General features: G+C 64.3%; 22 protein-coding genes. 15 read left to right on the forward strand and 7 right to left on the reverse strand.

Annotated features, from left to right (window positions below; all coding sequences use genetic code 11):
• Nucleotides 1-78: 78 nt before the first annotated feature.
• The 12 genes from OVA24_RS00715 to OVA24_RS00770 all read left to right on the forward strand — a co-directional run bounded on the left by OVA24_RS00715 (nucleotide 79) and on the right by OVA24_RS00770 (nucleotide 9831).
• The gene (locus tag OVA24_RS00715) at nucleotides 79-1800 is read left to right on the forward strand and encodes a GspE/PulE family protein (protein ID WP_267672497.1); all 1722 of its coding nucleotides are present in this window, start codon (nucleotides 79-81) and stop codon (nucleotides 1798-1800) included.
• Between the two features lie 19 nt (nucleotides 1801-1819).
• Nucleotides 1820-2155 (forward strand): hypothetical protein, encoded by a 336-nt coding sequence (locus OVA24_RS00720; RefSeq protein WP_267672499.1) that lies wholly within the window; start codon nucleotides 1820-1822, stop codon nucleotides 2153-2155.
• Nucleotides 2156-2200: 45 nt separating this feature from the next.
• Nucleotides 2201-3496, forward strand: a complete 1296-nt coding sequence (locus OVA24_RS00725; protein WP_267672500.1) for a type II secretion system F family protein — start codon at nucleotides 2201-2203, stop codon at nucleotides 3494-3496.
• 93 nt (nucleotides 3497-3589) lie between these two features.
• On the forward strand, nucleotides 3590-4216 hold the full coding sequence (locus tag OVA24_RS00730; RefSeq protein ID WP_267672503.1) for a HupE/UreJ family protein: 627 nt from the start codon (nucleotides 3590-3592) through the stop codon (nucleotides 4214-4216).
• Complete coding sequence (locus OVA24_RS00735) at nucleotides 4216-4518, forward strand: urease subunit gamma (RefSeq protein ID WP_267672505.1); 303 nt, start codon at nucleotides 4216-4218, stop codon at nucleotides 4516-4518. Before OVA24_RS00730 ends, OVA24_RS00735 begins: the two co-directional genes overlap by 1 nt.
• On the forward strand, nucleotides 4515-4832 hold the full coding sequence (locus tag OVA24_RS00740; protein WP_267672507.1) for an urease subunit beta: 318 nt from the start codon (nucleotides 4515-4517) through the stop codon (nucleotides 4830-4832). The genes OVA24_RS00735 and OVA24_RS00740 overlap by 4 nt, the downstream gene beginning before the upstream one ends.
• Nucleotides 4829-6550: an urease subunit alpha gene (gene ureC / locus OVA24_RS00745; RefSeq protein WP_267672509.1), complete on the forward strand. Its 1722-nt coding sequence runs from the start codon at nucleotides 4829-4831 to the stop codon at nucleotides 6548-6550. Before OVA24_RS00740 ends, ureC begins: the two co-directional genes overlap by 4 nt.
• A gap of 11 nt (nucleotides 6551-6561) precedes the next feature.
• On the forward strand, nucleotides 6562-6993 hold the full coding sequence (locus tag OVA24_RS00750) for an urease accessory protein UreE (RefSeq protein ID WP_267672510.1): 432 nt from the start codon (nucleotides 6562-6564) through the stop codon (nucleotides 6991-6993).
• Nucleotides 6983-7648 carry an urease accessory protein UreF gene (locus OVA24_RS00755; RefSeq protein ID WP_267672512.1) on the forward strand — a complete coding sequence of 222 codons (666 nt, stop codon included), beginning with the start codon at nucleotides 6983-6985 and terminating at the stop codon, nucleotides 7646-7648. The genes OVA24_RS00750 and OVA24_RS00755 overlap by 11 nt, the downstream gene beginning before the upstream one ends.
• Nucleotides 7614-8258 carry an urease accessory protein UreG gene (gene ureG, locus OVA24_RS00760; RefSeq protein WP_267672514.1) on the forward strand — a complete coding sequence of 215 codons (645 nt, stop codon included), beginning with the start codon at nucleotides 7614-7616 and terminating at the stop codon, nucleotides 8256-8258. Before OVA24_RS00755 ends, ureG begins: the two co-directional genes overlap by 35 nt.
• Before the next feature lie 70 nt (nucleotides 8259-8328).
• Entirely contained in the window at nucleotides 8329-8979 is a 651-nt protein-coding gene (locus tag OVA24_RS00765) for an REP-associated tyrosine transposase (protein ID WP_267672516.1), read from the forward strand.
• A gap of 18 nt (nucleotides 8980-8997) precedes the next feature.
• Nucleotides 8998-9831 carry an urease accessory protein UreD gene (locus OVA24_RS00770; RefSeq protein ID WP_267672518.1) on the forward strand — a complete coding sequence of 278 codons (834 nt, stop codon included), beginning with the start codon at nucleotides 8998-9000 and terminating at the stop codon, nucleotides 9829-9831.
• 171 nt (nucleotides 9832-10002) lie between these two features.
• Here OVA24_RS00770 and OVA24_RS00775 read toward each other — a convergent pair whose 3' ends face one another.
• Both OVA24_RS00775 and OVA24_RS00780 read right to left on the reverse strand, forming a co-directional pair.
• Nucleotides 10003-10848 (reverse strand): sugar phosphate isomerase/epimerase family protein, encoded by an 846-nt coding sequence (locus OVA24_RS00775; RefSeq protein ID WP_267672520.1) that lies wholly within the window; start codon nucleotides 10846-10848, stop codon nucleotides 10003-10005.
• A 312-nt stretch (nucleotides 10849-11160) separates the two neighbouring features.
• The gene (locus tag OVA24_RS00780) at nucleotides 11161-11733 is read right to left on the reverse strand and encodes a hypothetical protein (RefSeq protein WP_267672522.1); all 573 of its coding nucleotides are present in this window, start codon (nucleotides 11731-11733) and stop codon (nucleotides 11161-11163) included.
• A gap of 197 nt (nucleotides 11734-11930) precedes the next feature.
• Here OVA24_RS00780 and OVA24_RS00785 point away from each other — a divergent pair, with 197 nt between their 5' ends.
• The 3 genes from OVA24_RS00785 to OVA24_RS00795 are packed head-to-tail and all read left to right on the forward strand — an operon-like array spanning nucleotide 11931 to nucleotide 16264.
• On the forward strand, nucleotides 11931-14021 hold the full coding sequence (locus OVA24_RS00785; RefSeq protein WP_267672524.1) for a sensor histidine kinase: 2091 nt from the start codon (nucleotides 11931-11933) through the stop codon (nucleotides 14019-14021).
• Nucleotides 14018-14644 (forward strand): response regulator transcription factor, encoded by a 627-nt coding sequence (locus OVA24_RS00790; RefSeq protein WP_267672526.1) that lies wholly within the window; start codon nucleotides 14018-14020, stop codon nucleotides 14642-14644. Before OVA24_RS00785 ends, OVA24_RS00790 begins: the two co-directional genes overlap by 4 nt.
• Before the next feature lie 15 nt (nucleotides 14645-14659).
• Complete coding sequence (locus OVA24_RS00795; RefSeq protein ID WP_267672528.1) at nucleotides 14660-16264, forward strand: FAD-dependent oxidoreductase; 1605 nt, start codon at nucleotides 14660-14662, stop codon at nucleotides 16262-16264.
• 268 nt (nucleotides 16265-16532) lie between these two features.
• On the opposite strand, the gene OVA24_RS00800 is transcribed toward OVA24_RS00795, so the two are convergent.
• The 5 genes from OVA24_RS00800 to OVA24_RS00820 form a co-directional block, all read right to left on the reverse strand.
• On the reverse strand, nucleotides 16533-17441 hold the full coding sequence (locus tag OVA24_RS00800) for an HvfC/BufC N-terminal domain-containing protein (RefSeq protein WP_267672530.1): 909 nt from the start codon (nucleotides 17439-17441) through the stop codon (nucleotides 16533-16535).
• Complete coding sequence (locus tag OVA24_RS00805) at nucleotides 17428-18291, reverse strand: MNIO family bufferin maturase (RefSeq protein ID WP_267672532.1); 864 nt, start codon at nucleotides 18289-18291, stop codon at nucleotides 17428-17430. The genes OVA24_RS00800 and OVA24_RS00805 overlap by 14 nt, the downstream gene beginning before the upstream one ends.
• A 69-nt stretch (nucleotides 18292-18360) precedes the next feature.
• Nucleotides 18361-18642 (reverse strand): hypothetical protein, encoded by a 282-nt coding sequence (locus tag OVA24_RS00810; protein ID WP_267672534.1) that lies wholly within the window; start codon nucleotides 18640-18642, stop codon nucleotides 18361-18363.
• A 131-nt stretch (nucleotides 18643-18773) separates the two neighbouring features.
• Nucleotides 18774-20216, reverse strand: coding sequence for a cardiolipin synthase (cls, locus tag OVA24_RS00815; protein WP_267672536.1), 1443 nt, complete (start codon nucleotides 20214-20216; stop codon nucleotides 18774-18776).
• 399 nt (nucleotides 20217-20615) lie between these two features.
• The gene (locus tag OVA24_RS00820) at nucleotides 20616-21293 is read right to left on the reverse strand and encodes a hypothetical protein (protein ID WP_267672538.1); all 678 of its coding nucleotides are present in this window, start codon (nucleotides 21291-21293) and stop codon (nucleotides 20616-20618) included.
• Between the last annotated feature and the right edge of the window lie 35 nt (nucleotides 21294-21328).

Below are 21328 nucleotides of genomic sequence, written 5' to 3' on the forward strand. Positions count from 1 at the left end.
AGGGAACCGACCCTCCCCCCACATTCCACCGACAAGGTTGCATCCCGGCGGCGTTTCAGGTGAGACTGCATCCACCGCATGAGCCAGCTTTTGATCGAACCCGCCCGCCGCACCGGTTGCGACGACCTGCCCGCCCTCGCGGAGGTGCTGAAGGAAGCCGTTCAGCGCCAGCGTTCCCCGATTGACGATGTGCTGGATGCGGGACTGGTGGATGAGGAAAAATACCTGGGGGAACTGGCGCGGGAGCTGGGGATCGAGTGGTTGGACAGCATCCCCACCGCGGAGGTGACGCTGCCGCTGCGGGAGGCGTGCGGCCCGAGGATCGCCCTGCGGCACCGGCTGCTGCCCGTGGAGATCACGGGGGAGGGCCTCCACCGGCGGTTGAAACTGGCGACTTTCGATCCTTTCAACCTCGTCGCCCGGCAGGCGGTGGCGCAGGAGCTGGACCTGCCCATCGACTGGTGCATGGCGTCCCGGCGGCGGCTGCACGAGGCGCTGCGCCGCCTCTATGGGGTGGGTGCGGACACGTTCGAGCAGATCCTGGAGGGCCGGGACTTCGACTACGACAACATCACCGACAACGAGGACGAGGCGAACGTCATCGACAATGACGACGACGAGGAGGCCAGCGTGGTCAAGTTCGTCAACCAGATCATCCGGGAGGCGCTGGACCAGCGCGCGACGGACATCCACGTGGAGCCGCTGGCCAACAACCTGCGCATCCGCTACCGCATCGACGGACGGCTGATCGAGGTGACGGTGCCGGAGAACATCAAGGCGCTGCAGAGTTCCGTGATCGCCCGTCTGAAGATCATGTCGCGGCTGGACATCGCGGAGCGGCGCATCCCTCAGGACGGCCGGATCAACCTCCAGTTCGAGGGGCAGACCATCGACGTCCGGGTGGCGACGGTGCCGACGGTGGAGGGGGAGAGCGTTTCCCTGCGTCTGCTCAACCAGCAGAAGTTCAACCTGGAGAAGCTGGGCATGGAGCCGTTCGTGCGGCGCAAGATCGAGCAACTGCTGCACCTGCCCAACGGCATCATCCTCATCACCGGTCCCACGGGTTCCGGTAAATCGACCTCCCTTTACTCCTTCCTCAGCGAGGTGAACCACCCGGAGCGGCGGATCGTCACGGTGGAGGACCCGGTGGAAAACAAGCTCACCGGGGTGATGCAGATCGCCGTGAAGTCGGAGATCGGCCTGACCTTCGCCACCGCGCTGCGGTCCATCCTGCGGGCGGACCCGAACATCGTCATGATCGGGGAGATCCGGGACCTGGAGACGGCGGAGATCGCCATCCGGGCGTCCCTCACCGGTCACCTGGTTTTCTCCACCCTGCACACGAACGACGCGCTCGGCGGCATTTCCCGTCTGGTGGACATGGGCGTGGAGCCGTTCCTCGTTTCCGCCGCTGTCCGTGCCTTCCTCGCCCAGCGTCTGGTCCGCCGCCTGTGCCCGAACTGCAAGCTGCCGCGCGAGGTGTCCGACGAGGACCGCCAGGAGCTGGGCATCCCGTTGGGTCTCCACGGCCAGGCCTACAGCGCCCGCCCGGGCGGCTGCGACCGCTGCCGCGCCACCGGCTTCGCGGGACGGCTGGCCATTTACGAAGTCATCCTCCTCACCCAGCAGATGCAGGAGCTGGTCGCCCACAGCGCGCCGTCGAATGACCTGCGCGCCCAAGCCGTGCGTGACGGCTACATCCCCATGCGCAGCTACGGCTGGCACAAGGTGATGCAGGGGGACACCACCATCGAGGAGGTCATCTCCGTCACTTCCTCCGACCTCGGCGGAGCGGAGTAAGTTATCTCTTCATATGAAAATGAGACCCTCTATCCAGTCTGCGGCGTCGGCCATCGTCGCGTTGGTATCCGTGGGTTGCAACTCCAGGAACAACGTCTCCCGGGAGATCGCAAAGTGGGAGCAAAAGGGATGGAAGTATGAAGAGACCGTTGGAACAGATCGGACCGATGCCGTTTATGTGGCGCACCTGACGAGTGCGACAGCGGACAGTGCCAAAGCCTTTTCAATCACCAATGATGGCAATCGGGCTTCAAAGATTTATCGCCAAGATTCGATGCAGTATCTGATCGTCACCATGGCTCACGAAGCTCACGGAAACTTTTCGTTGGTTTTCTCGAAGCCCAAGACTCCTTGAACCCGAACCGCCGATAACCCTTAACGAATAGCCCCCAACCGGCACATGCCCGTCTTCTCCTACAAAGCCCTTGCCGCCAACGGATCCGTCACCACCGGCGAGATCGATGCGACCGACCGTCCGGAGGCGCTGCGCCTGCTGGACAAGAAGGGCCTGCAACCGGTGAACCTGCGGGAGTCCGCCGCCGCCGCTCCCGCCGCCGCCAAGGCGAAAGGAAAGAAAGCGAAGGAGGAGGCACCCGCCCTGCGCCAGCCCGCCGCGAAGGCGGCCGAGGAGGAAAAGATCCCCGACGGCCCGGTGAAGCTGAAGCGCCAGGAGGTCATCCTCTTCACCGAGGAACTGTCCGACATGCTGGGCGCGGGCCTGCAACTGGAACCCGCCCTGAAGTCGATGGAAGGACGCCAGGAGCTGGGCAACCTGAAGGCTGTTTCCTTCAAGATCCGCCAGATCGTCCGGGACGGTGTGAACTTCTCCGTGGCGCTGAAGAAGGCCAGCCCTTCCTTCGGCCCGCTCTACTGCTCTCTCGCCGCCGCAGGGGAGGCATCCGGCGCGCTGGATGACATCCTGAAGCGGCAGGCCCATTATCTGAAGACGCTGGCGGAACTCCAGGCGCGGCTCATCCTGGCGATGATCTACCCCGCCTTCCTCGTCCTCGCCGGCATCGGCGTGTCCATCGTCTTCGTCACCATCCTCATCCCGCAGCTCACGGAGCTGATCGAGAGCACCCCGGGCGGAAAGATCCCCATCGGCGCGGTCATCCTCATCGGCGCCGCGGATTTCCTCAAAAAGTGGTGGCTGGTCATGATCATCGCCATGATCGCCCTGGGCATTTTCTTCAAGGCGTGGAAGGACAACGAGGCGAACAAGCCGGCGTGGGACCGCATCAAGCTGCAACTGCCGCTCGTCGGGCCGGTCATTTCCAGCCGCTTCTACGTCCAGTTCCTGGAAACCATGGCCAACCTTGTCGGCAACGGCCTGCCCCTCCACCGGGCGCTGGAGCTGTCCCGGGACGCCACCCAGAACCGCTCCCTGCGCGGCTACCTGAACACCGTCATCGACCAGGTGGGCGACGGACGTTCCTTTTCCAAGTCGATGATCCGCTCCGGCGCGTTCCCGCCGCTGCTCATCGACATGATCGCCGTCGGCGAGCAGACCGGAAAGATCGACCTCTCCCTGCGCCGCGCCGCGGAACGCTACGACAAGGAGTTGGACAAGGACCTGCAGCGCATCATGGCGCTCATCATGCCCACCGTCCTCATCATCATGGCCGGCCTCATCGGCACCATGGCCTACCTGATGATCAACGCCATCTTCTCCACCATCTCCGGCATGTCGAAGTGACGGGAGGGGCGCAGGCCAGCGTATCGATGGAGCCCCCGCCGCAGAATCGGCCATCCTTGGCATGTGCCATGCTCATGGTTGTCAGTCCGTTCCATGAACCCGCTGAAATTTTCCCCATCCCGGAGCTTCGCCGCCGCCAGTGCGGGCGTGCTCGGGCTTCTCCCGGCCATCGCCTCCGCCCACCCCGGCCACTACCACCCGCCGGGGGAAGAGGATGAGTTCGACGCCTTCACCGCAGGGCTGCTGCACCCCGCGACGGGCATGGACCACCTGCTGCTGGCAGTGGCCGCCGGGTGGCTGATCTTTTCCTTTCCCAAGGCGAAAGCCGCGCTACCCTCCGCCTTCCTGGCCGCGCTGGCCATCGGCGCATGGACCGGACGCGGCCTGCAGGGCGGTGCGTTCCTGGAGATCGCCCTTTCCTGCACGCTGCTGGCCGCCGGTGCCGCCGTCCTCATCGGCAGATACCTGAAAGCCGCGCCGCTAGCCGTCGCCCTGTGCCTGGCAGGTGCCGTCCATGGCTTCGCCCATGGCGCGGAGGCCGCCGCGGGCGCACCCTTCCTGCCGTATGCCACCGGCTTCATCCTCGGCACGGGCATGCTGGTCGCCGTGGGTGTCCTGCTGCACGCCGCTACCTCCCGCCTCCGCCAGCCGCTGGTGCCGCGCATCGCCGGGGCCGCCCTGCTCGCCGCGGGCACCGCATCCCTCATCCACGCGATCTGATGCACCTCTCACCGCGCGAACAGGAGAAACTGCTGGTCGTCGTCGCCGCGGATCTCGCCCGGCGCAGGCGCGACCGCGGGGTGAAGCTGAACTACCCGGAGGTCATCGCCCTCATCACCGCGGAGATCTTCGAAGGCGCCCGCGACGGGAAGTCCGTGGCCGAACTCATGAGCTACGGCACCACCCTGGTGAAGCGCGACGAGGTCATGGAAGGCATCCCGGAAATGATCCACGACATCCAGGTGGAGGCCACCTTCCCGGATGGCACCAAGCTCGTCACCGTCCACAACCCCGTACGATGATCCCCGGAGAAATCATCACCCCGGCAGGCGCTCCCGACTTGGATCTCAATCCCGGCCTGGCCACGAAGACCCTCGCCGTCGCCAACACCGGCGACCGCCCCGTGCAGGTGGGCAGTCATTTCCATTTCATGGAGGTGAATGACCAGCTCGCCTTTGACCGCGACGCCGCACGCGGTTTCCGACTCAACATCCCCGCCGGCACCGCCGTCCGCTTCGAGCCGGGCGACACGCGGGAGGTGCCGCTCGTCGCCTTCGCCGGGCAGAGGATCGTCCACGGCCTCAACAACCTCGTCAACGGACCGCTCGATCCATGAAACAGACACGCAGGAACTACGCCGGCATGTTCGGCCCGACGGTGGGCGACCAGGTGCGGCTGGGCGACACGGAGATCTTCATCGAGGTCGAGCGCGACCTCATCGCGGAGAACGGCGGCTACGGCAACGAGGTGAAATTCGGCGGCGGAAAGGTCATCCGGGATGGCATGGCCCAGCACCCGCTGGCCACGGATGAAGAGGTGCTCGATCTGGTCATCACCAACGCGCTCATCCTCGACGCCGCGCACGGCGTCATCAAGGCGGACATCGGCATCAAGCGTGGCCGCATCGCCGGCATCGGCCATGCGGGGAATCCGCTGCTGCAGGACGGCATCACCATGGTCATCGGCGCGGGCACGGATGTCATCGCCGGGGAAGGCTGCATCATCACCGCGGGCGGCATCGACACGCACATCCACTTCATCTGTCCGCAGCAGATCGAGCACGCCATCGCCAGCGGCGTCACCACCCTCATCGGCGGCGGCACCGGACCGTCCCACGGCACGTATGCCACCACCTGCTCACCCGGCATCTGGAACATCCACCGCATGCTGGAGTCCGCGGACGCCTTTCCCGTCAACATCGGCTTTCTCGGCAAGGGCAACTGCTCCTCCATGGACCCGCTGCGAGAGCAGGTGAAGGCCGGCGCCATCGGCCTGAAACTCCATGAGGACTGGGGCACCACCGCCGCCGCCATCGACACCTGCCTTTCCGTCGCGGATGAACTGGACGTCCAGGTGGCCATCCACACGGACACGCTCAACGAGGCCGGGTTCCTTGAAACCACGCTCGCCGCCTTCGCCGGACGCACCATCCACACCTACCACTCGGAGGGTGCCGGTGGCGGCCACGCACCGGACATCATCCGCGTCTGCGGGGAGTCCAACGTCCTGCCCTCCTCCACCAACCCGACGCGTCCGTTCACCGTCAACACCATCGACGAGCACCTGGACATGCTGATGGTCTGCCACCACCTGGACTCCCGCATCCCGGAGGACGTCGCCTTCGCCGAAAGCCGCATCCGCCCGGAGACCATCGCCGCGGAGGATCTGCTGCACGACCTGGGGGCCATCTCCATGATGTCTTCCGACAGCCAGGCCATGGGCCGCATCGGCGAGGTCATCACCCGCACCTGGCAGACCGCGCACAAGATGAAGGTCCAGTTCGGCCCGCTGGAAAGCGCGGACCACCCCGCCGCCGACAACTTCCGCGCGCTGCGCTACGTTTCCAAATACACCATCTGCCCCGCGCTCACCCACGGCATCGCCCATGAGGTCGGCAGCATCGAGGTGGGCAAGCTCGCGGACCTCGTCGTCTGGAAGCCCGCGTTCTTCGGCGCGAAGCCGGAGACCATCCTGAAAGGCGGCCTCATCGCGTGGGCCAACATGGGCGACCCGAACGCCTCCATCCCCACCCCGCAGCCGATGATGTACCGCCCGCAGTTCGGCGCGTTCGGAAAGGCCATCCACTCCACCTCCGTCACCTTCGTCAGCCAGTGCTCGCTGGAGGACGGCGGACTCGACCACCTGGGGCTGAAGAAGCGTCTGGTCGCCGTGAAGGGCTGCCGCACCGTCACCAAGGCGGACCTTCCGTTCAACAACGCCCAGCCCGACATCACCGTCGATCCGGAGACCTATACCGTCACCGCCGACGGGAAGGCACTCCGCTGCGAACCGATGTCCGAACTGCCTCTGGCCCAGCGGTACTTTCTTTTCTGACAAACCTACCCGTGCATCTCATCCACCGCCCGCTCACGGAGGCCTCTTCGCTTCCGCCCGCAGACCAGATCACGCTTTCCGCGGAACGCCGCCAGTTCCTCAAGCGCCGCTGGCGCGGTGAGGCGGAAGACGGCACCGAGTTCGGCTTCGACCTGGAGTCGCGCCTGACCGACGGCTGCGTCATCCACCATGCGGATGGGAAGGACTACATCGTCCGCCAGCTCCCGGAGGTGGTGTATGAAATCCCCATCACCTCCCCGGAGCAGGCCGCGCTCGTTGGCTGGAAGTCCGGCAACCTCCACATGCCCGCGCAGATCCTGCCCGACTGCATCCGCATCCTCCATGACGAGGCGATGAAGCAACTGCTCGAACGCGAAGGCTGGCCCTTCACCGAGCCGGAGGTCGTCTTCACCCCCATGAAAGCCATGGCCCATGCACCCTGACCCATGGCTGTGGCTGCTGCAGGCGAATGACACCGCCTATCCCTCCGGCTCCTACGCCCACTCCTTCGGGTTGGAGGAACTGGTGGAGTGCGGCGTCGTGAAGACCGGGGCCGACCTGGAGACATTCCTCGAAAACCAGGTGCTGCCGAACCTCCTCACCTTCGAGATTCCGCACTTCGTCACCGCCCACGCCGCCGCTGTCTCCGGGGATGTCCCCGCGCTGCTCGCGCTCGACACCGAACTCGACGCCTGGCGCATCCCCCACGAGCTGCGGGACGCCTCCCGCCGCATCGGCTCCCAGCGGCTCGATCTTCTCCACCAGCTCGATCCCACGCCGCTCATCGCGGAAATCCGCGCCGCCAGCCCGCGTTGCCACCACCTCGTCGTCACCGCGCTGGAGCTGTCCTCGCTGCCGGTGGAGCAGGCCGCGCGCGCATTCGGCTTCCAGACCGTCGCCAGCCTCACCGCCGCGTCCATGAAGCTCATGCGCATCGGCCAGACCGCGGTGCAGAAGATCTCCCGCAACACCCTCGCGAAGCTGGGGGAAAAGATCGACCACTCCCTCACCCAACCCGCCGACGGTTGGTTCAACCCGCTCCTCGAAATCTCCTCACTCCGCCATGCCCGCGCCAACCACCGACTCTTCATCTCCTGAGACCAAGCGCCGTCCGTTCCGCCTCGGCGTGGGCGGTCCCGTCGGCTCCGGAAAGACCATGTGCGTCCTCCGCCTCAGCCAGTGGCTGAAGGATGAGATCTCCCTCGCCGTCATCACCAACGACATCTACACCCGCGAGGACGCCGAGTTCCTGCTGCGCGCCAACGTCCTGCCCGCCGACCGCGTCATCGGCGTGGAGACCGGCGGCTGCCCGCACACCGCCATCCGTGACGACACCAGCATGAACATGGCCGCCGTGGTCGATCTGGAGAACCGCCACCCGGATCTCCGGCTCATCCTCATCGAGAGCGGCGGCGACAACCTCTCCGCCACCTTTTCACCCGAGCTGGTCGATGCCTACATCTACGTCATCGACGTCGCCGAAGGTGACAAGATCCCGCGCAAGGGTGGCCCCGCCATCCGCACCAGCGACCTCCTGCTCATCAACAAGACCGAGCTGGCACCCTACGTCGGCGCGGACCTCGGTGTCATGGCCCGCGACGCGAAGATCCAGCGCGGCGACCGGCCCTTCCTCTTCGCGGACCTCAAGTCCGAGAAAGGAAAGGACGACCTCATCCACTGGCTGAAGCACGAGTATTTGTTCGTGTGACGGAGCGCGGACTTCAGTCCGCATCTTCCTCTTCCATCACCGGCGACACACCGATAGCTTCCAACAAGCCATGTCCCACAAAGGCATCCATGACCGGGGTTATTTGCCCCACTGGGATTTCGATGGATCTTTGCAAGCCATCACCTTCCGCTTGGGTGACGCACTGCCAGACAGCGTGGTCATCTCCTGGAAAGCCGAACTCGCCTCGCTGCTGGAACACCCGGACCGATCCATCGTCGAGCAGGCCGCCAAAGAACTCCGCAAACGCATCGCCCGCTACGAAGATTCAGGCCATGGCTCCTGCATCCTTCGCAATCACGGACACATCCTTCAGGAAATCCTCATCTCCGGGCATACCGAAAGCTACAAATTGATCGAATGGTGCATCATGCCGAACCACGTGCATGTGTTGGTCAAACTGCTCCCATCCCATTCACTTGGTTCCACCCTGCAACGATGGAAAGGAGCCTCGTCGGCCCGGATCAACAAGGCGGTCGGCAGGTCAGGAACCCTTTGGTATCCCTACTACCATGATCGCTTCATCCGCGACTTCGACCACTACTACAATTCCATCGCCTACATCCGTAACAACCCCGTGAAGGCAGGGCTTTGCCAACATCCATCCGAATGGCCTCTGGGCTCCGCCGGCATGGAATGGAGCGCGGACTTCAGTCCGCATCTTTCTCCGGCAACGGCCCCACCCACCAAAGATGCGGACTGAAGTCCGCGCTCCGTAAAGATGCTCCCAGTCACCAACACCGCCCTCACCGGCCACCTCCAGCTCCGCTGCGAGGCGCGGGCGGACGGCGTCCCATACATCTCCCGCCAGAGCTTCCGCGCGCCCATCCACCTCAGCAAGTCCCACCTGGATGCGGGCTGCGTGGTGCAAACCATCGTCAATCCTACCGCTGGATTCTTCGACGGTGACCTGCTGGAGTGCGACGTCTCCGTCGGCGCGGGCGCGCGGCTGGTGCTGAGCACGCCGTCCTCCTCCCGCGTCTATCCCACCCGCACGGGAAAGGCTGCCCACAACCTGCAGCGGTTCGAGGTGGAGAAAGACGGCTTCCTGGAGTGGATTCCGGAGCCGTTCATCCCCCACGCGGGCGCGAGCTATTTCCAGAAGACGGACATCCACCTCCATCCGGAGGCCTCACTGTTGCTGTTCGACTGGATCGCCCCTGGCCGGGTGGCGATGGGCGAGGTCTTTGCCTACCGCAACCTGCGGTGGGAACTGGACCTGCATGTGGACGACTCCCTCATTTCCCGCGAGCGTTACGATCTCGATCCCTCCACCCACAGCCTGGAAGCACTGAAGGCGAAGTTCCCCGCCGCCCACTATCTCTCCGTCTATGCCGCCGGGGATTTCTCAAACTACTGGCCTGCGGCGGAACTCGACGCCCTCGGCGGGGATGACACCTATCTCGGCCACGGTCCGCTGCCGGGAAATCTCCACGTCATCCGCGCGCTCTGCCGTGACAGTCTTGCCGCGCGCCGCCTGCTGGAGAACCTGCGCGGCCTGCTCTACACCGCCTCCGGCCACGTCGCTCCGAAGCTCGGGCGGATCTTCCTCTGAAAGGTAGCGTCATGGCTGCGCCATGACGGTTAGGGAAATCCACCCTCCTCCCCACGACTCCGCATGGGAAAGGACGCCATCCATCACCAACCGGCACCGGAAGGCCTCACCCGTCCACCCAGCCGTAACGGCGCAGCCGTTCCGCTACCAAAGGATGACGCTACCGGATAATCACTCCGCCTTTCCCAGAGCCGCACGCACCTTCTCCAGCCCGTCGAGGTTCCCCTTCAGGATCACCTCCGCATCCTGGTCGAGATGGCACAAGATGCCCACCGGGCCTTTCCAGCCGCTGGCCAGCACCACCTCGATCATCTCCTGCTCACGGTCCCCCGCACCGATGGGCAGGATCTTTTTCCCCTCCTTGTCACCATCACGGACCATCCCGTTCAGGTTCAGTGCGAGCAGGTGCGGCTTCATCGCCGCGAACAGCTCCGGGAACCGTTCCATATGCCCGTGCGCGTGGTGGAAATTATAGACGATGCCCACGTTCTCCATCCCCAGTTCCCTGATGACCGCAAGCTGGTTCTCCGGCTCGCCGAACCAGCCGCCGTGGTTATAGAGCGCGACCTTGCAGCCCAGCCGCTTCCCTTCCTCCGCGATCGGGCGGATCTGTTCCGCCGCCGCCTTCACCTTCGCCTCCTGGCCGTCCACCTTCGGTTCATCGACCAGCACCCAGAGCTGCGGGTGGATCTGGTGGCGGGAGACGACGTCAAAGATGCGCCGGTTCGCCTCGTCCTTCCCGCGGGACATCCACCACGCGCTGATCTCGACGCCGTGGGATTTCATCGCCTCCACCTCCGCGTCGAAGGTGGGCAGGTGTTCCGCCCTCCAGTCGTAGGCCATCTTCGTGATGCCCAGCCGGTTCAGCATCTCCGCGCGCTCCACCGGACCACGTTTCTCCGAATCGAAAGGAACAATGCACCACGCCGCGAGGTTCTCTTTCCCCAGCAGGGATAGTTCCCGCGCGGATGCGGCGAGCGACGAGCACAGCAGAAAGGCAGCGAGCAGGAGTTTCATGGGATTGGCCCATGCCATCCGTTCTTCCCCGCATCGACAAGCGATCTTTCGGCGCCCCCCGCGGGGGATCCTCCCCACACGCGGCAGCGTCATGGAGTGCGGCAGTCTTCTGCCGCTATCAGTCACGGGCACGGCGTTCCCCAAAGTGAAGATGCCATCCGCAAGTTGCGACGTGGTGGTTTCCCCCACATCGTCCGGCAGGTGCCATCCACCCCCAAAGCGGCGGAGGGCCGCCGCACTCCATAAGCTGGCGCAATGCCCGGGCACCCTCCATCACGCGGCAGCGCCATGGAGGGTCCGCCTTATCATCCCTCACTGCCCGTCCGCAGCCGGGGCATCGACGGCTTTCACCACGATGTCATCCAGATCAAAGGTCCCCGCCTCCACCTGGAACAGGCTGGGCATGAACTGGAGGAACGCCGCGTATTCCGGCACATCGATGGTGATGCTCTTCTCCTCCCATCCCGTGGTGTCCTTCGCCACGTTCGGCGCCTTCGGCTTGCCGGAGATCTTCACCCGGTCGGCATTCGCCCACTCCAGCATGATGCGCACGTCGAACCACGGCTGCGCGCCGCGCTTCAGGCCGGTCACGCGCTGCTTCCAGGAGACCTCCAGCTTCTTCGTCCCGGCGGGAATCTTGAACTCTTGGTACAGCATCACCATCTCCCCCGGCGTGGTGGACTTCAGGGAGAGGAAGCGGTTCGTCCCTTCCTTGCCCCATTCGCCACCGGCTTTCGGTTTGCCCCAGCCTTCGGGCCACTCTCCGGCGGCGGCCGCCTTTTCGAAATCACCGTTGGTGGCGATGTTGTCAGCGGCCTGGGCGGTGGGGGAAACGGCGAGGAGAGCCAGTGCGGCCAGCGGGGAAAAATGGATGATGGATTTCATGATGGTGGTAGCCAGGGGTTTCGGATGAATGACCGGAAAGGAATCATTTTGCCTTACCGTCGGGCCCGAAGGAACGGTAAAGTTCATTCCGCCCACAGAAATGAAACCGCCTCCTCCGGGGCCCGTCCACTGCCCGGACGGTTAGTGAAATACCGGTCATCATCCGCTTTCCTGCAACGTAACATCTCATCCGCCGAATGTCCCGCCGCTTCCATTTCCTGGTCATCCCCGCCATCGCGGGTGCGCTCCAGGCCCAGCCTGTGGCACCGCTGCCGGTCATCACGGAGGCGAAGGAACTCCATCGGCTGACCCGCGCGGAGACGCTGCTGCCCCGGCAGGTGAAGATCCGCGGCGTCATCACCTACAAGCGCGGGGACGAGTTCAATGACTTCGCCATGCAGGACAGCACCGGCGGCTTCATCGCGGACGTGCAGACCGCCATCCCCATGACCCAGTCCCTGCAACCCGGGCAGGAGATCGAGATCGAGGGGTACACGGTGATCGACCCTCCACCGGCGCCGCGGATCAGCGTCACCCAGATGAAGCCCGGCCCCATCGTGGGGCTTCCGGCGCCGCTGCCCGTCACCCCCCAGTCCCTGCTCGGCGGGGCGGGTGTCTTTTCCTACGTCGAGTTCAGCGGGGTGATCCGCAGCACCCGCATCGAGCGGGATCTCAACCCCCACCGGCTGGTCCTCGACCTCGGCCCGCCGGACCAGCGCCTTGCCGTCAGGATCGCCCGCTTTGATGATGACACCATCTCACGCCTCACGCCGGACACCCGGGTGCGCGTGCGCGGCACCGCGCTGGCCTGGACCAGCGTGAACCTCCAGCCCTACTCCATCTTCATCGGCGTCCATGATGCCGCACAGGTGGAGGTGCTGGATGGCACACGGAATCCCACCGACATCCCCCTCACGGAATTCGGAAAGCTGGTTTCCTCCCACCCGGAGGGATTCGACGCCCGCCGGGAAAAGCTCCACGGCGTCGTCACGCTCAACTGGCCCGGTGAAATGGTCGTTGTCCAGGGCAACGGCGGGGCCATCCGCGCCATCCCCGCCGGAGAGACGCGTTTCCAGGTCGGGGACGAGGTGGATGTCGCTGGTTTTTCCTCTGCGGAAGGTGGGCGGATCTTCCTGGACGAGGCGGTGTTTTCCAATGTCACACCAGGCAGGCTGCCCGCAGCGGAGGAAGTCGAAATCAGCCGCCTGAAGGTGGAGGCCGGCACGGCTGACCGTGAAGCACACCGTGTGCGCGTGACCGGCTCCCTGATGGAAATCACCCGGCGGGACGACAATCCGATGCTGAAACTGGAATGGAACGGCAGCACGTTCGACGTGCTGATGCGTGCAGGCACCCAGATTCCGCAGGATCTCCGGAAGGGGGCGGTCCTGGAAGTCACCGGCGTCTGCCACTACCAGCTCGGGGAGACCGCCCGCAAGTTCGCCATCCGGCTCGACGGCGTGGAGATCCACCTTGCGGAAATGGCGGACATCCGGATGCTTTCCGCGCCCCCATGGTGGACGCCCGCACGGCTGGCCATGGTCATCGCCGTCATCCTTTTCATCCTCGGCCTGTCCCTGTTGTGGGTGGTCGCCCTGCGGCGGCGGGTGGCCGTCCGCAGCGCCATGCTGGTCCGGGAGATCCGCGCCAGGCATGACACGCAGCTCCTCGTCTCAGAACGGTCCAGGCTCGCCGCCGACCTGCACGACACGCTATCCCAGACGCTCTCCGGTGCGGCGCTGCAGATGGAAATCGCGGACTCGATGGATGACACCACCGCCACCTCCCACCGGGAACTCGCCCGCCGCCTGCTGGACCGCAGCCGTGAGGATCTCCGCCGGGCCGTCTGGGACCTGACCCCCAGCGTGCTGCTCAACCAGGACCTGGGCGGGGCGTTCCGCTCCATCGCGGAAGAGGTCTCCGCAGAGCACACCTGCGAGGTTCGCATCGACGCCCCGGAACACCTTCCCGCCCTGCCGGAAAGGACCCGCTCCCACCTCCTGCGGGTGGGTCAGGAAGCCATCCACAACGCCATCCGCCACGGCGGTGCGGAAACGGTCACCGTCTCCCTCCTGCCCGACGAAGGTGGTGTGCTCCTCCGCGTCTGGGATGATGGTTCCGGTTTCGACCCCAGCCGGGCCCCCGGCCCCACCGACGGCCACTTCGGCCTCAGTTCCATGCGCAACCGCATCCAGCGCCTCGGCGGCACCTTCACCATCAGATCCTCTCCCCGCGGCACCACCGTCACCGCCACCGTCCCCATCTCACCGATGTCCGAAGATTCATGAAAAAACGCATCCGCCTCCTGCTCGCGGATGATCACGCGATCGTCCTTGCCGGCCTCACCACGCTGCTTTCCCTCGAACCGGAAATCGAAATCTCCGCCACCGCGGAGAGCGGCGAGGAAGCCGTCACCCGCTACCGTGAAGCCCGGCCGGATGTCGCCCTGCTCGACCTCCGCATGCCCGGCATCGACGGCGTGGAAGCCGCCGCCCGCATCCTCAGGGAATTTCCGGACGCGCGCATCCTCATCCTCACCACCTTCGAGAGCGAGGAGGACATCCACCGCGCCCTCCAGGCCGGGGTGCGCGGCTACCTGCTGAAGGAGTCGAAACGCCCGGACCTGCTGGCCGCCATCCACGCCGTGCTCGCCGGAAACCGCTGGCTGCCCCAGCCCATCGCCCGGCTCGCCGCGGAGCGGGCGAAGCAGCCCGGACTTTCCGCACGCCAGCTCGAGGTGCTGGATCTGGTCTCGAAAGGCCTGACCAACAAGGAGATCGGCGCCATCCTCGGCTTCAGCGCGGAGGGGGCGAAGCAACATCTTCATCAGATTTACCAGAAACTCGGCGTATCCACCCGGGCCGAAGCCACCGCCGAAGCACTCAAGCGCGGCATCCTCAGACCCGACTGACCCACCCTGAAACCCATGAGAAACACCCTCGCCCTCCTCACCGCCGCAGGCATCGCGGCCGCAGCCGCCCAGCAGAAAACGGAGACCGACGTGCTGGTCTACAGCGGTGTTCCCTGCGGCATCGCCTCCGCCATCACCGCCGCCCGTGAGGGCGCGAAGGTCATCCTCATCGAGCCGGAAAAGCACGTCGGCGGCCTCTCCACCAGCGGCATCAACACCGCCGAGTCCGAGCACATGCTGAAGTGGACCATCGGCGGATTCGCCGACGAGTTCTACCGCGAGCTGGGCAAACACTACGGCAAGGGTGACAAGCCCGAATACTACTTCGAGTCCAGCGTCGCCCAGCAGGTCTATGACACCATGCTGAAGAACGCGGGCATCGAGATCCGCTACGGCTCCCCGGTGGACAAGGTGGCGAAGGACGGCGCGCGCATCACCTCCGTCACCCTCACGGATGGGTCCGTCATTTCAGCGAAGGTGTTCATCGACGCCAGCTACGAAGGCGACCTCATGGCGCGCGCCGGAGTGGACTACCGCATCGGCCGTGAGGCGAAGTCGGAGTTCGGCGAAGAAGCCGCCGGCATCCGCTTTGACAAGACGCCGCGCAAGGCCCCGACCGTCGATGCCGACGGCAAGCTGCTCCCCGGCATCTCCGCATGGGCGAAGAACCTGAGGGAAGGTGACGCCCACCCCGCGCCGATGAACTACAACTTCCGCTTCACCATCGCCCGCGACCCCGCCCTCCAGGTGCCGTTTCCGGAGCCGGAGAAGTATGACGCGAAGCGCTACACCATCCTCGCCAACTGGCTGAAGGAACGCACCGCCGCCGGGGAGAAGACCACTTTCAAGGACATCATCGACCCCTACAAGCGCCGCAACGGCAAGTTCGAGATGAACAACCGCCAGGCCGCCATCTTTTCGCTCGGCCACTTTGGCGGGCAGTTCGAATGGGCGGATGCTTCCTATGAAAAGCGAAAGGAGATCTTCGACGACCACATGGAATACTCGCTCGGGCTGATCCACTTCCTCCGCAACGATGAGGCCGTGCCCGCCAACATCCGTGACGAGGCGAAGTCCATCGGCCTGCACATGGACGAGTTCAAGGACAACGGCAACATCCCCTACCAGCTCTACGTCCGCGAGGCACGGCGCATGCGCGGCGAGTATGTCGTCCGCCAGCAGGACGTGCAGGATGAACGGCGGAAGGAAGACAGCATCGGCATCAGCAGCCATTTCATCGACAGCCACCACGTCCAGCGTGTGGCCCTTTCCGAAACTGAGTTCGTCAACGAAGGCCGCATCTGGCGTCTAGGCTACGCCTACCAGATCCCCTACCGCGCCATCATCCCCAAAGCCGCGCAGGCGTCCAACCTGCTGGTCCCCGGTGCCGCCAGCTACACCCATGTCGCCTTCTGCACCCTGCGTCTGGAAAGCGTGTGGATGATCACCGGCCACGCCGCGGGCATCGCCGCCTCCATGGCCGCCAAGGGCAACGGTGACGCTCACAGCGTCCCCGTCGCAAAGCTCCAAGAAAAGCTCCGCGCCCAGAAGCAGGTCGTCGATTTCATCGAAGGCCAGCCCGAGAAATGTGAGAAGCTCAACGGCCCGCCGGAGTTCTGAGCGGCATATCTCCCCCGCACTCCTGTCCTCCGGCGGCATTGGCAAAAAAGAAGGAAAAGTTTTCAGTGTTCAGTTTTCAGGGAAGAGAAGAAGGCTGACCGCGAATCCTCCGAGCAATGCGAACTTGAAGAGGTCCACATGGAATCTTTGCGCATTCTTCGCGTCCTTTGCGTCTTTGCGGTGAATCTTTGATGATTCGCCAATGCCGCCGGTGGACAAGAATGGGAGCGAAGCGGACATAGCGGCTCTGCCGCAATGTCCACCCTCCTTACTCCTCCCCCATCGCCACGGCCTGCGAGCCCATCTTGTCGAGGCCGTTCCAGTCCATCTCCTCCACCGCCTGCTTCCTCGCTGGCATGAAATCGATCACATCTCCCTCCGGCGCGGTGGCGATCCATCCCCGCGCCTGCCAGGCGGCGAACCATGCGGAAATTTCCTCCGGCTCCGGTTCACGGCTCGCGGGTTCGGCGAACACACCCTCCAGCGTGCCGCCCTTCCGCAGCCGCTCCAACAGCTCGTACTCCACATCATCCAGACGGCACTGGAGCCGCCCGCGGTTTTCCCCGCGCCAGACGGCCAGCCGCGTCACGGCTTCCTCCACCGGCGTGAATGATTCCCATTCCTCGCACAGGTCAGCGGGCACCGGCAGTTCCAGCAGGATGACATGCGGCTGCAGGCCCAGCACCGCCGTGGCCAGGTCTTCCGGCGCGACCGGCTCCCAGTCCGCCGCTTCGAAAATTTCCATGTAGGCATACTCGATCCGTGCGAGCGCGGAAAACCACCGCCGCTCCGTTTCATCCAGCACCTCCCAGCCCGCGACGAACTCCGGCATCTTCCGCCCGAGGTGCCGCAGCGTGAAACTGCCGGACGGACAGGCCACCATGTAAGCCTCCATCAGGTCCCAGAACACCTGCTCCCCCGCCATCTTCCGCAGCACCGGAAAATCCTCAGCCACGGAGTCCAGCACCCGGAACCAATACTGTCGGTGGTAAAGCTCCAGCCGCTCCTCGGAGGAAAGGTTCTCGCCCGGCTTCATCAGTTCCCGTGCCTTGGCCAGGAACTCCTCAGCATGGCCGTCATCGTTCGGCGTCAGTTCAGTGCTTTCCCGGCTGGTGCCACGCAGCGGCATCTGGATGGCGGCGAAAAACTCGCGCTGCAGTTCATCAAGCGGCTTCATGATCCCCCCTCTTCTCCATCGCGGAGGCCCGCCATGTTTCCGACTTCCGCGCCTCCGTCCACACCTCCTCGAACGACGGGATCCGCCCGTCCCACTCCAGCAAGGTGGCCACATGCCCGCATCGCTCGATGGCGCGTTCATAGAGCTTCCACACCGGATCGATCACCGGGTGGTCATGCGTGTCCACGATGAACCGTTCATACCGCGAGTGCCCCGCGATGTGGATCTGCGCCACCCGCTCCGGCGGCACGAAATTGACATACTCCAGCGGGTCGAACCCGTTGTTGATGGAGGAAACGTAGATGTTGTTCACGTCGAGCAGGATGCCGACGTCCGCCAGCTCGCACACCTCCGCGAGGAACTCCCACTCGGTCATCTCGTTGCCGTTGAACTCGCCGTAGCTGCTCACGTTCTCCATCGCCAGCGGCGTTTCCAGGAAGTCCTGCACCATCTTCAGGTTCTCCGCCGTTTTCCGCGCCGCCTCGAAAGTGAAAGGGATGGGCAGCAGGTCATGGCTCATGCGGCCATCCACACTGCCCCAGCAAAGGTGGTCGGACACCCATGGCGTCTTCGTCCGGCGGACCAGCCGCTTCAGCCGCTGCAGGTGGTCCCTGCTCACGCCGCCCGCATTTCCCGGATACAGGCCAACCCCGTGCTGCACCACGCGGTACTGCTCCAGGATCATGTCCAGAACCTCCAGCGCGCGCCCGCCCTCCACCATGTAGTTTTCCGAAATGATCTCGAACCACCCGACCGCGGGTTTCTCAGAAAGGATGTGCTGGTAGTGCGGCACCCGCAGGCCGATGCCCGTGGCAAGCTCCACTCCGCCGGTGAATTTCGACGCACTCATCCCTGTTGGTGGTTCCGGGAAAAAAGAAACCCCGCGGCACGGTGGCGCGCCGCGGGGTCTCCGTGAAAATCAGAGAATGGTGCCCTTCTTCTCTTCTTCCTTCTTCTTGCCGGGGCAGTCATCCTTGTCCTTCTTGTCCTTGCCGGCGATGAGGGTGCCTTCCTTCTTCTTCTCCTCTTTCTTTTTGCCGGGGCAGTCGTCCTTCTCCTTCTTGTCCTTGTTCGGGCAGTCGTCCTTTTTCTTCTCAGCGGCGACGGCCTTCTCCTGGAGAGGGGCGGCGGTGACGACGTTGGAACCGGCGGCGAGGACTCCGGCGACGGCGGCTGCAACGAGTGCGTTGGTGGCTTTCATTTGGGTTCGGTTGTTTTCTTTGGTTTTAGCGTGGAAGCCGGACACGCATCCGCACCCGGCTCCATCCGCACTATTAGCACGAATTTCCCCGGCGCGAGAGATTTCCTCAGCCACCCCCCGGAAATTTCTCCTCACTGCACCGGTGCCAGCAACTTCGCCAACCGCGCCCCCACCCGGAAGTGGAACGGCCTGCGGGTGAAGTCCTCCACCGTCTCCTCCGCGCAGTTCCGGAAGTCCTGCTCCAGCATCTCCGTCACTTCCCGGATGAATTTTTTGTCCGAAGAAAATGCCATGATTTCGAAATTCAGGCGGAACGACCGGTTGTCCAGGTTCGCCGATCCCACCGCCGCCAGCCGTTCGTCGATGAGCATCACTTTCTGGTGCAGAAAGCCGGTCTGGTAGCGGAAAATTTTCACTCCGAAGGGAATCGACTGCTCGTAGTAAGTGAACGCGGAAAGCCACACCAGCAGGTGGTCGGCCCGTTTCGGGATCATGATCCGGACATCCACCCCACGGATCGCCGCCGCCTGCAGCGCCGTCATCACCCCCTCATCCGGCACGAAATACGGGGACGCGATCCACAACCGTTCCCGGGACGAGTTCGCCGCCTCCGCCACCATCAGTTGCCAGGAGTCCAGCTCGTCCGCCGGGCCGGTCGGGATGATCGCGGCGATCTGGTCGTCGTCCTCCACTTCCTTTTCCCACGTCAGGTCCAGGAAATGGTCCGTCGCCCAGTGCCAGTCCTGCAGGAACACGAGCTGCAGCGCCTCCACCGTGGGGCCGCGCATCATCAGGTGCGTGTCCCGCCATTTCCCGAACTTCTGCGCCCGCCCGAGGTATTCGTCCCCCACATTGATGCCGCCGATGAAGCCAAGCTCGCCGTCGATCACGACGATCTTCCGGTGGTTGCGGAAATTCAACTGCAGCCGGGAGTACCACATCCGGTTCGTGCCAAAGGATTCACAATGCACCCCCGCCTCCTTCAGCTCCCGCAGGTAACGCCGGGGCAGCTTGCTGGAGCCGATCTCGTCGAACAGGAACCAGACGTCCACCCCTTGCCGCGCTTTCTCGATGAGGAGCTGCTGGAACTTGATGCCGATGCGGTCGCTTTTGACGATGTAAAAGTTCACGCAGACATACCGCTCCGCCGCCCGGATGGCGGAGAAGATGGCCTCGAAGGTTTCCTCTCCGTCGATGAGCAGCTTGAGCGAGTTCCCGCGCGTGAAGGGCAGCCCGCCCAGGTAGCGTGCGGTGCGGGCGAAGGCATCGTCCCGCGGGATCTCCACCTCGCGGATGGCCAGCTTGTCATAGATGGAGGCGGCCAGGCGGCTCATCCGGCTGTCGTCGTTCCGGCGCGCCCTCACGTAACCCTCGAACCGCGTCCGTCCCAGCAGCCAGTACAGCGGGATGGCGACGTAGGGGAACGTCAGCAATGAAATCACCCACGCGATGGTCCCCTGCGACGTGCGCACGTGCATCACCGCATGGATGACATGGACCAGGCCCAGCACATGGAGGGTGGCCACCCCCGCGATACCTAGCCAAGCCATCACCTCCGGACTGATCAATGCCATCACCGCCCAGCCTAAGCCGTGTCCTCATCCGCACAAGGAATCTATCATACCTCTGATGGAGCGCGGACTTCAGTCCGCCCCATTCGAACCTGTCCCTGCGAAACCAAGCGAACTGAAGGGCACTACCGTCAAGGCCTGGGGATACTTGTTAGGGAAAGGCGGCCCTCTTTAAGCGCAGATTAAAGGATTAAGAAGGATTCCGCGGATTCCAATTCGCCGCTGGCGCTATTTTTACCCCTCGCTGATTTCGTCTTATTCTTAATCTGCGGAATCCGTTTAATCCTCTTAATCTGCGTTGAATATGACTCGCTCGGGCCTTCGGATTTCCAATCCTTGGTATGCACTGGACTCCTATCTCTGCGAATCCCAGCGGACTGAATTCCGCGCTCCATCTTCGATCTAACCGCCTTTCCCGATGCGGTGGAAATGCCAGCGGATCTCCTCCTCATACGCGCGCAGGGAGGGATAGGCCGTGTCCGGCTGGCGGATGCCGGTGTTCGCGCGCTCCGGCGGGAGCAGTGCCCGCAGCTCGGCGATGCCAGCCGCGAGATCCTCCTGCTTGTGGAGCTGGATCGACCGCCCCTTCACGAAGATCGCCTTCGCCGCGGCGAGTGACATCTTCAGCCGCTGCGGCTCCGTCCAGAAAAAGAACTCGATGCGGAACTCCTTCTCCATTTCCTCCCGATACGTGCGCTCCATCCGTGTCTCCGGGTCGTTCCGCTTCCATCCGTTGTTCGGGTTGAGGATGTTTTCCGACTTCGGCCTCAGCTTCGAGACATGCCCGGCGGAAAGGAAAACCAGATCCGCCAGCGCCCGGGACGTCACCCGTCCCATGGAGTCCGTGAACCGCAGCCACTCCCCGTCCGCATCCACCCGCTGCACCTGGAAGTCCGCCGGCAGCGGCGGAAGCTCCGCATCATCCACGATCTCGACCGGGAACCCGCGCGCATCCAGCGCCGCCTTCATCCGCACGGCATCCTCATGCGGGAGCCGGGACACCACGATGCCGAACAGGTCCCGGTAATACTGCACCAGGTCCGCCTTCGCCACGGTTTCCGCCGCTCCGGCGGTTTCCAAAAAAGAATCCCGCCCGATCGTCTGATCGAGCGAGA

It is taken from the genome of Luteolibacter sp. SL250 (assembly GCF_026625605.1).
GTDB lineage: Bacteria > Verrucomicrobiota > Verrucomicrobiia > Verrucomicrobiales > Akkermansiaceae > Luteolibacter.

Bases quoted from the DNA above. Each gene is read 5' to 3' on its own strand.
- OVA24_RS00765 (WP_267672516.1), top strand. From the start codon at position 8,329: ATGTCCCACAAAGGCATCCATGACCGGGGTTATTTGCCCCACTGGGAT.
- OVA24_RS00800 (WP_267672530.1), bottom strand. From the start codon at position 17,441: ATGAAGCCGCTTGATGAACTGCAGCGCGAGTTTTTCGCCGCCATCCAG.
- ureC (WP_267672509.1), top strand. From the start codon at position 4,829: ATGAAACAGACACGCAGGAACTACGCCGGCATGTTCGGCCCGACGGTG.
- OVA24_RS00790 (WP_267672526.1), top strand. From the start codon at position 14,018: ATGAAAAAACGCATCCGCCTCCTGCTCGCGGATGATCACGCGATCGTC.
- OVA24_RS00720 (WP_267672499.1), top strand. From the start codon at position 1,820: ATGAGACCCTCTATCCAGTCTGCGGCGTCGGCCATCGTCGCGTTGGTA.
- OVA24_RS00735 (WP_267672505.1), top strand. From the start codon at position 4,216: ATGCACCTCTCACCGCGCGAACAGGAGAAACTGCTGGTCGTCGTCGCC.
- cls (WP_267672536.1), bottom strand. From the start codon at position 20,216: ATGGCATTGATCAGTCCGGAGGTGATGGCTTGGCTAGGTATCGCGGGG.
- OVA24_RS00755 (WP_267672512.1), top strand. From the start codon at position 6,983: ATGCACCCTGACCCATGGCTGTGGCTGCTGCAGGCGAATGACACCGCC.
- OVA24_RS00810 (WP_267672534.1), bottom strand. From the start codon at position 18,642: ATGAAAGCCACCAACGCACTCGTTGCAGCCGCCGTCGCCGGAGTCCTC.
- OVA24_RS00785 (WP_267672524.1), top strand. From the start codon at position 11,931: ATGTCCCGCCGCTTCCATTTCCTGGTCATCCCCGCCATCGCGGGTGCG.
- OVA24_RS00775 (WP_267672520.1), bottom strand. From the start codon at position 10,848: ATGAAACTCCTGCTCGCTGCCTTTCTGCTGTGCTCGTCGCTCGCCGCA.
- OVA24_RS00730 (WP_267672503.1), top strand. From the start codon at position 3,590: ATGAACCCGCTGAAATTTTCCCCATCCCGGAGCTTCGCCGCCGCCAGT.
- OVA24_RS00715 (WP_267672497.1), top strand. From the start codon at position 79: ATGAGCCAGCTTTTGATCGAACCCGCCCGCCGCACCGGTTGCGACGAC.
- OVA24_RS00725 (WP_267672500.1), top strand. From the start codon at position 2,201: ATGCCCGTCTTCTCCTACAAAGCCCTTGCCGCCAACGGATCCGTCACC.
- OVA24_RS00770 (WP_267672518.1), top strand. From the start codon at position 8,998: ATGCTCCCAGTCACCAACACCGCCCTCACCGGCCACCTCCAGCTCCGC.
- OVA24_RS00780 (WP_267672522.1), bottom strand. From the start codon at position 11,733: ATGAAATCCATCATCCATTTTTCCCCGCTGGCCGCACTGGCTCTCCTC.
- OVA24_RS00740 (WP_267672507.1), top strand. From the start codon at position 4,515: ATGATCCCCGGAGAAATCATCACCCCGGCAGGCGCTCCCGACTTGGAT.
- ureG (WP_267672514.1), top strand. From the start codon at position 7,614: ATGCCCGCGCCAACCACCGACTCTTCATCTCCTGAGACCAAGCGCCGT.
- OVA24_RS00795 (WP_267672528.1), top strand. From the start codon at position 14,660: ATGAGAAACACCCTCGCCCTCCTCACCGCCGCAGGCATCGCGGCCGCA.
- OVA24_RS00805 (WP_267672532.1), bottom strand. From the start codon at position 18,291: ATGAGTGCGTCGAAATTCACCGGCGGAGTGGAGCTTGCCACGGGCATC.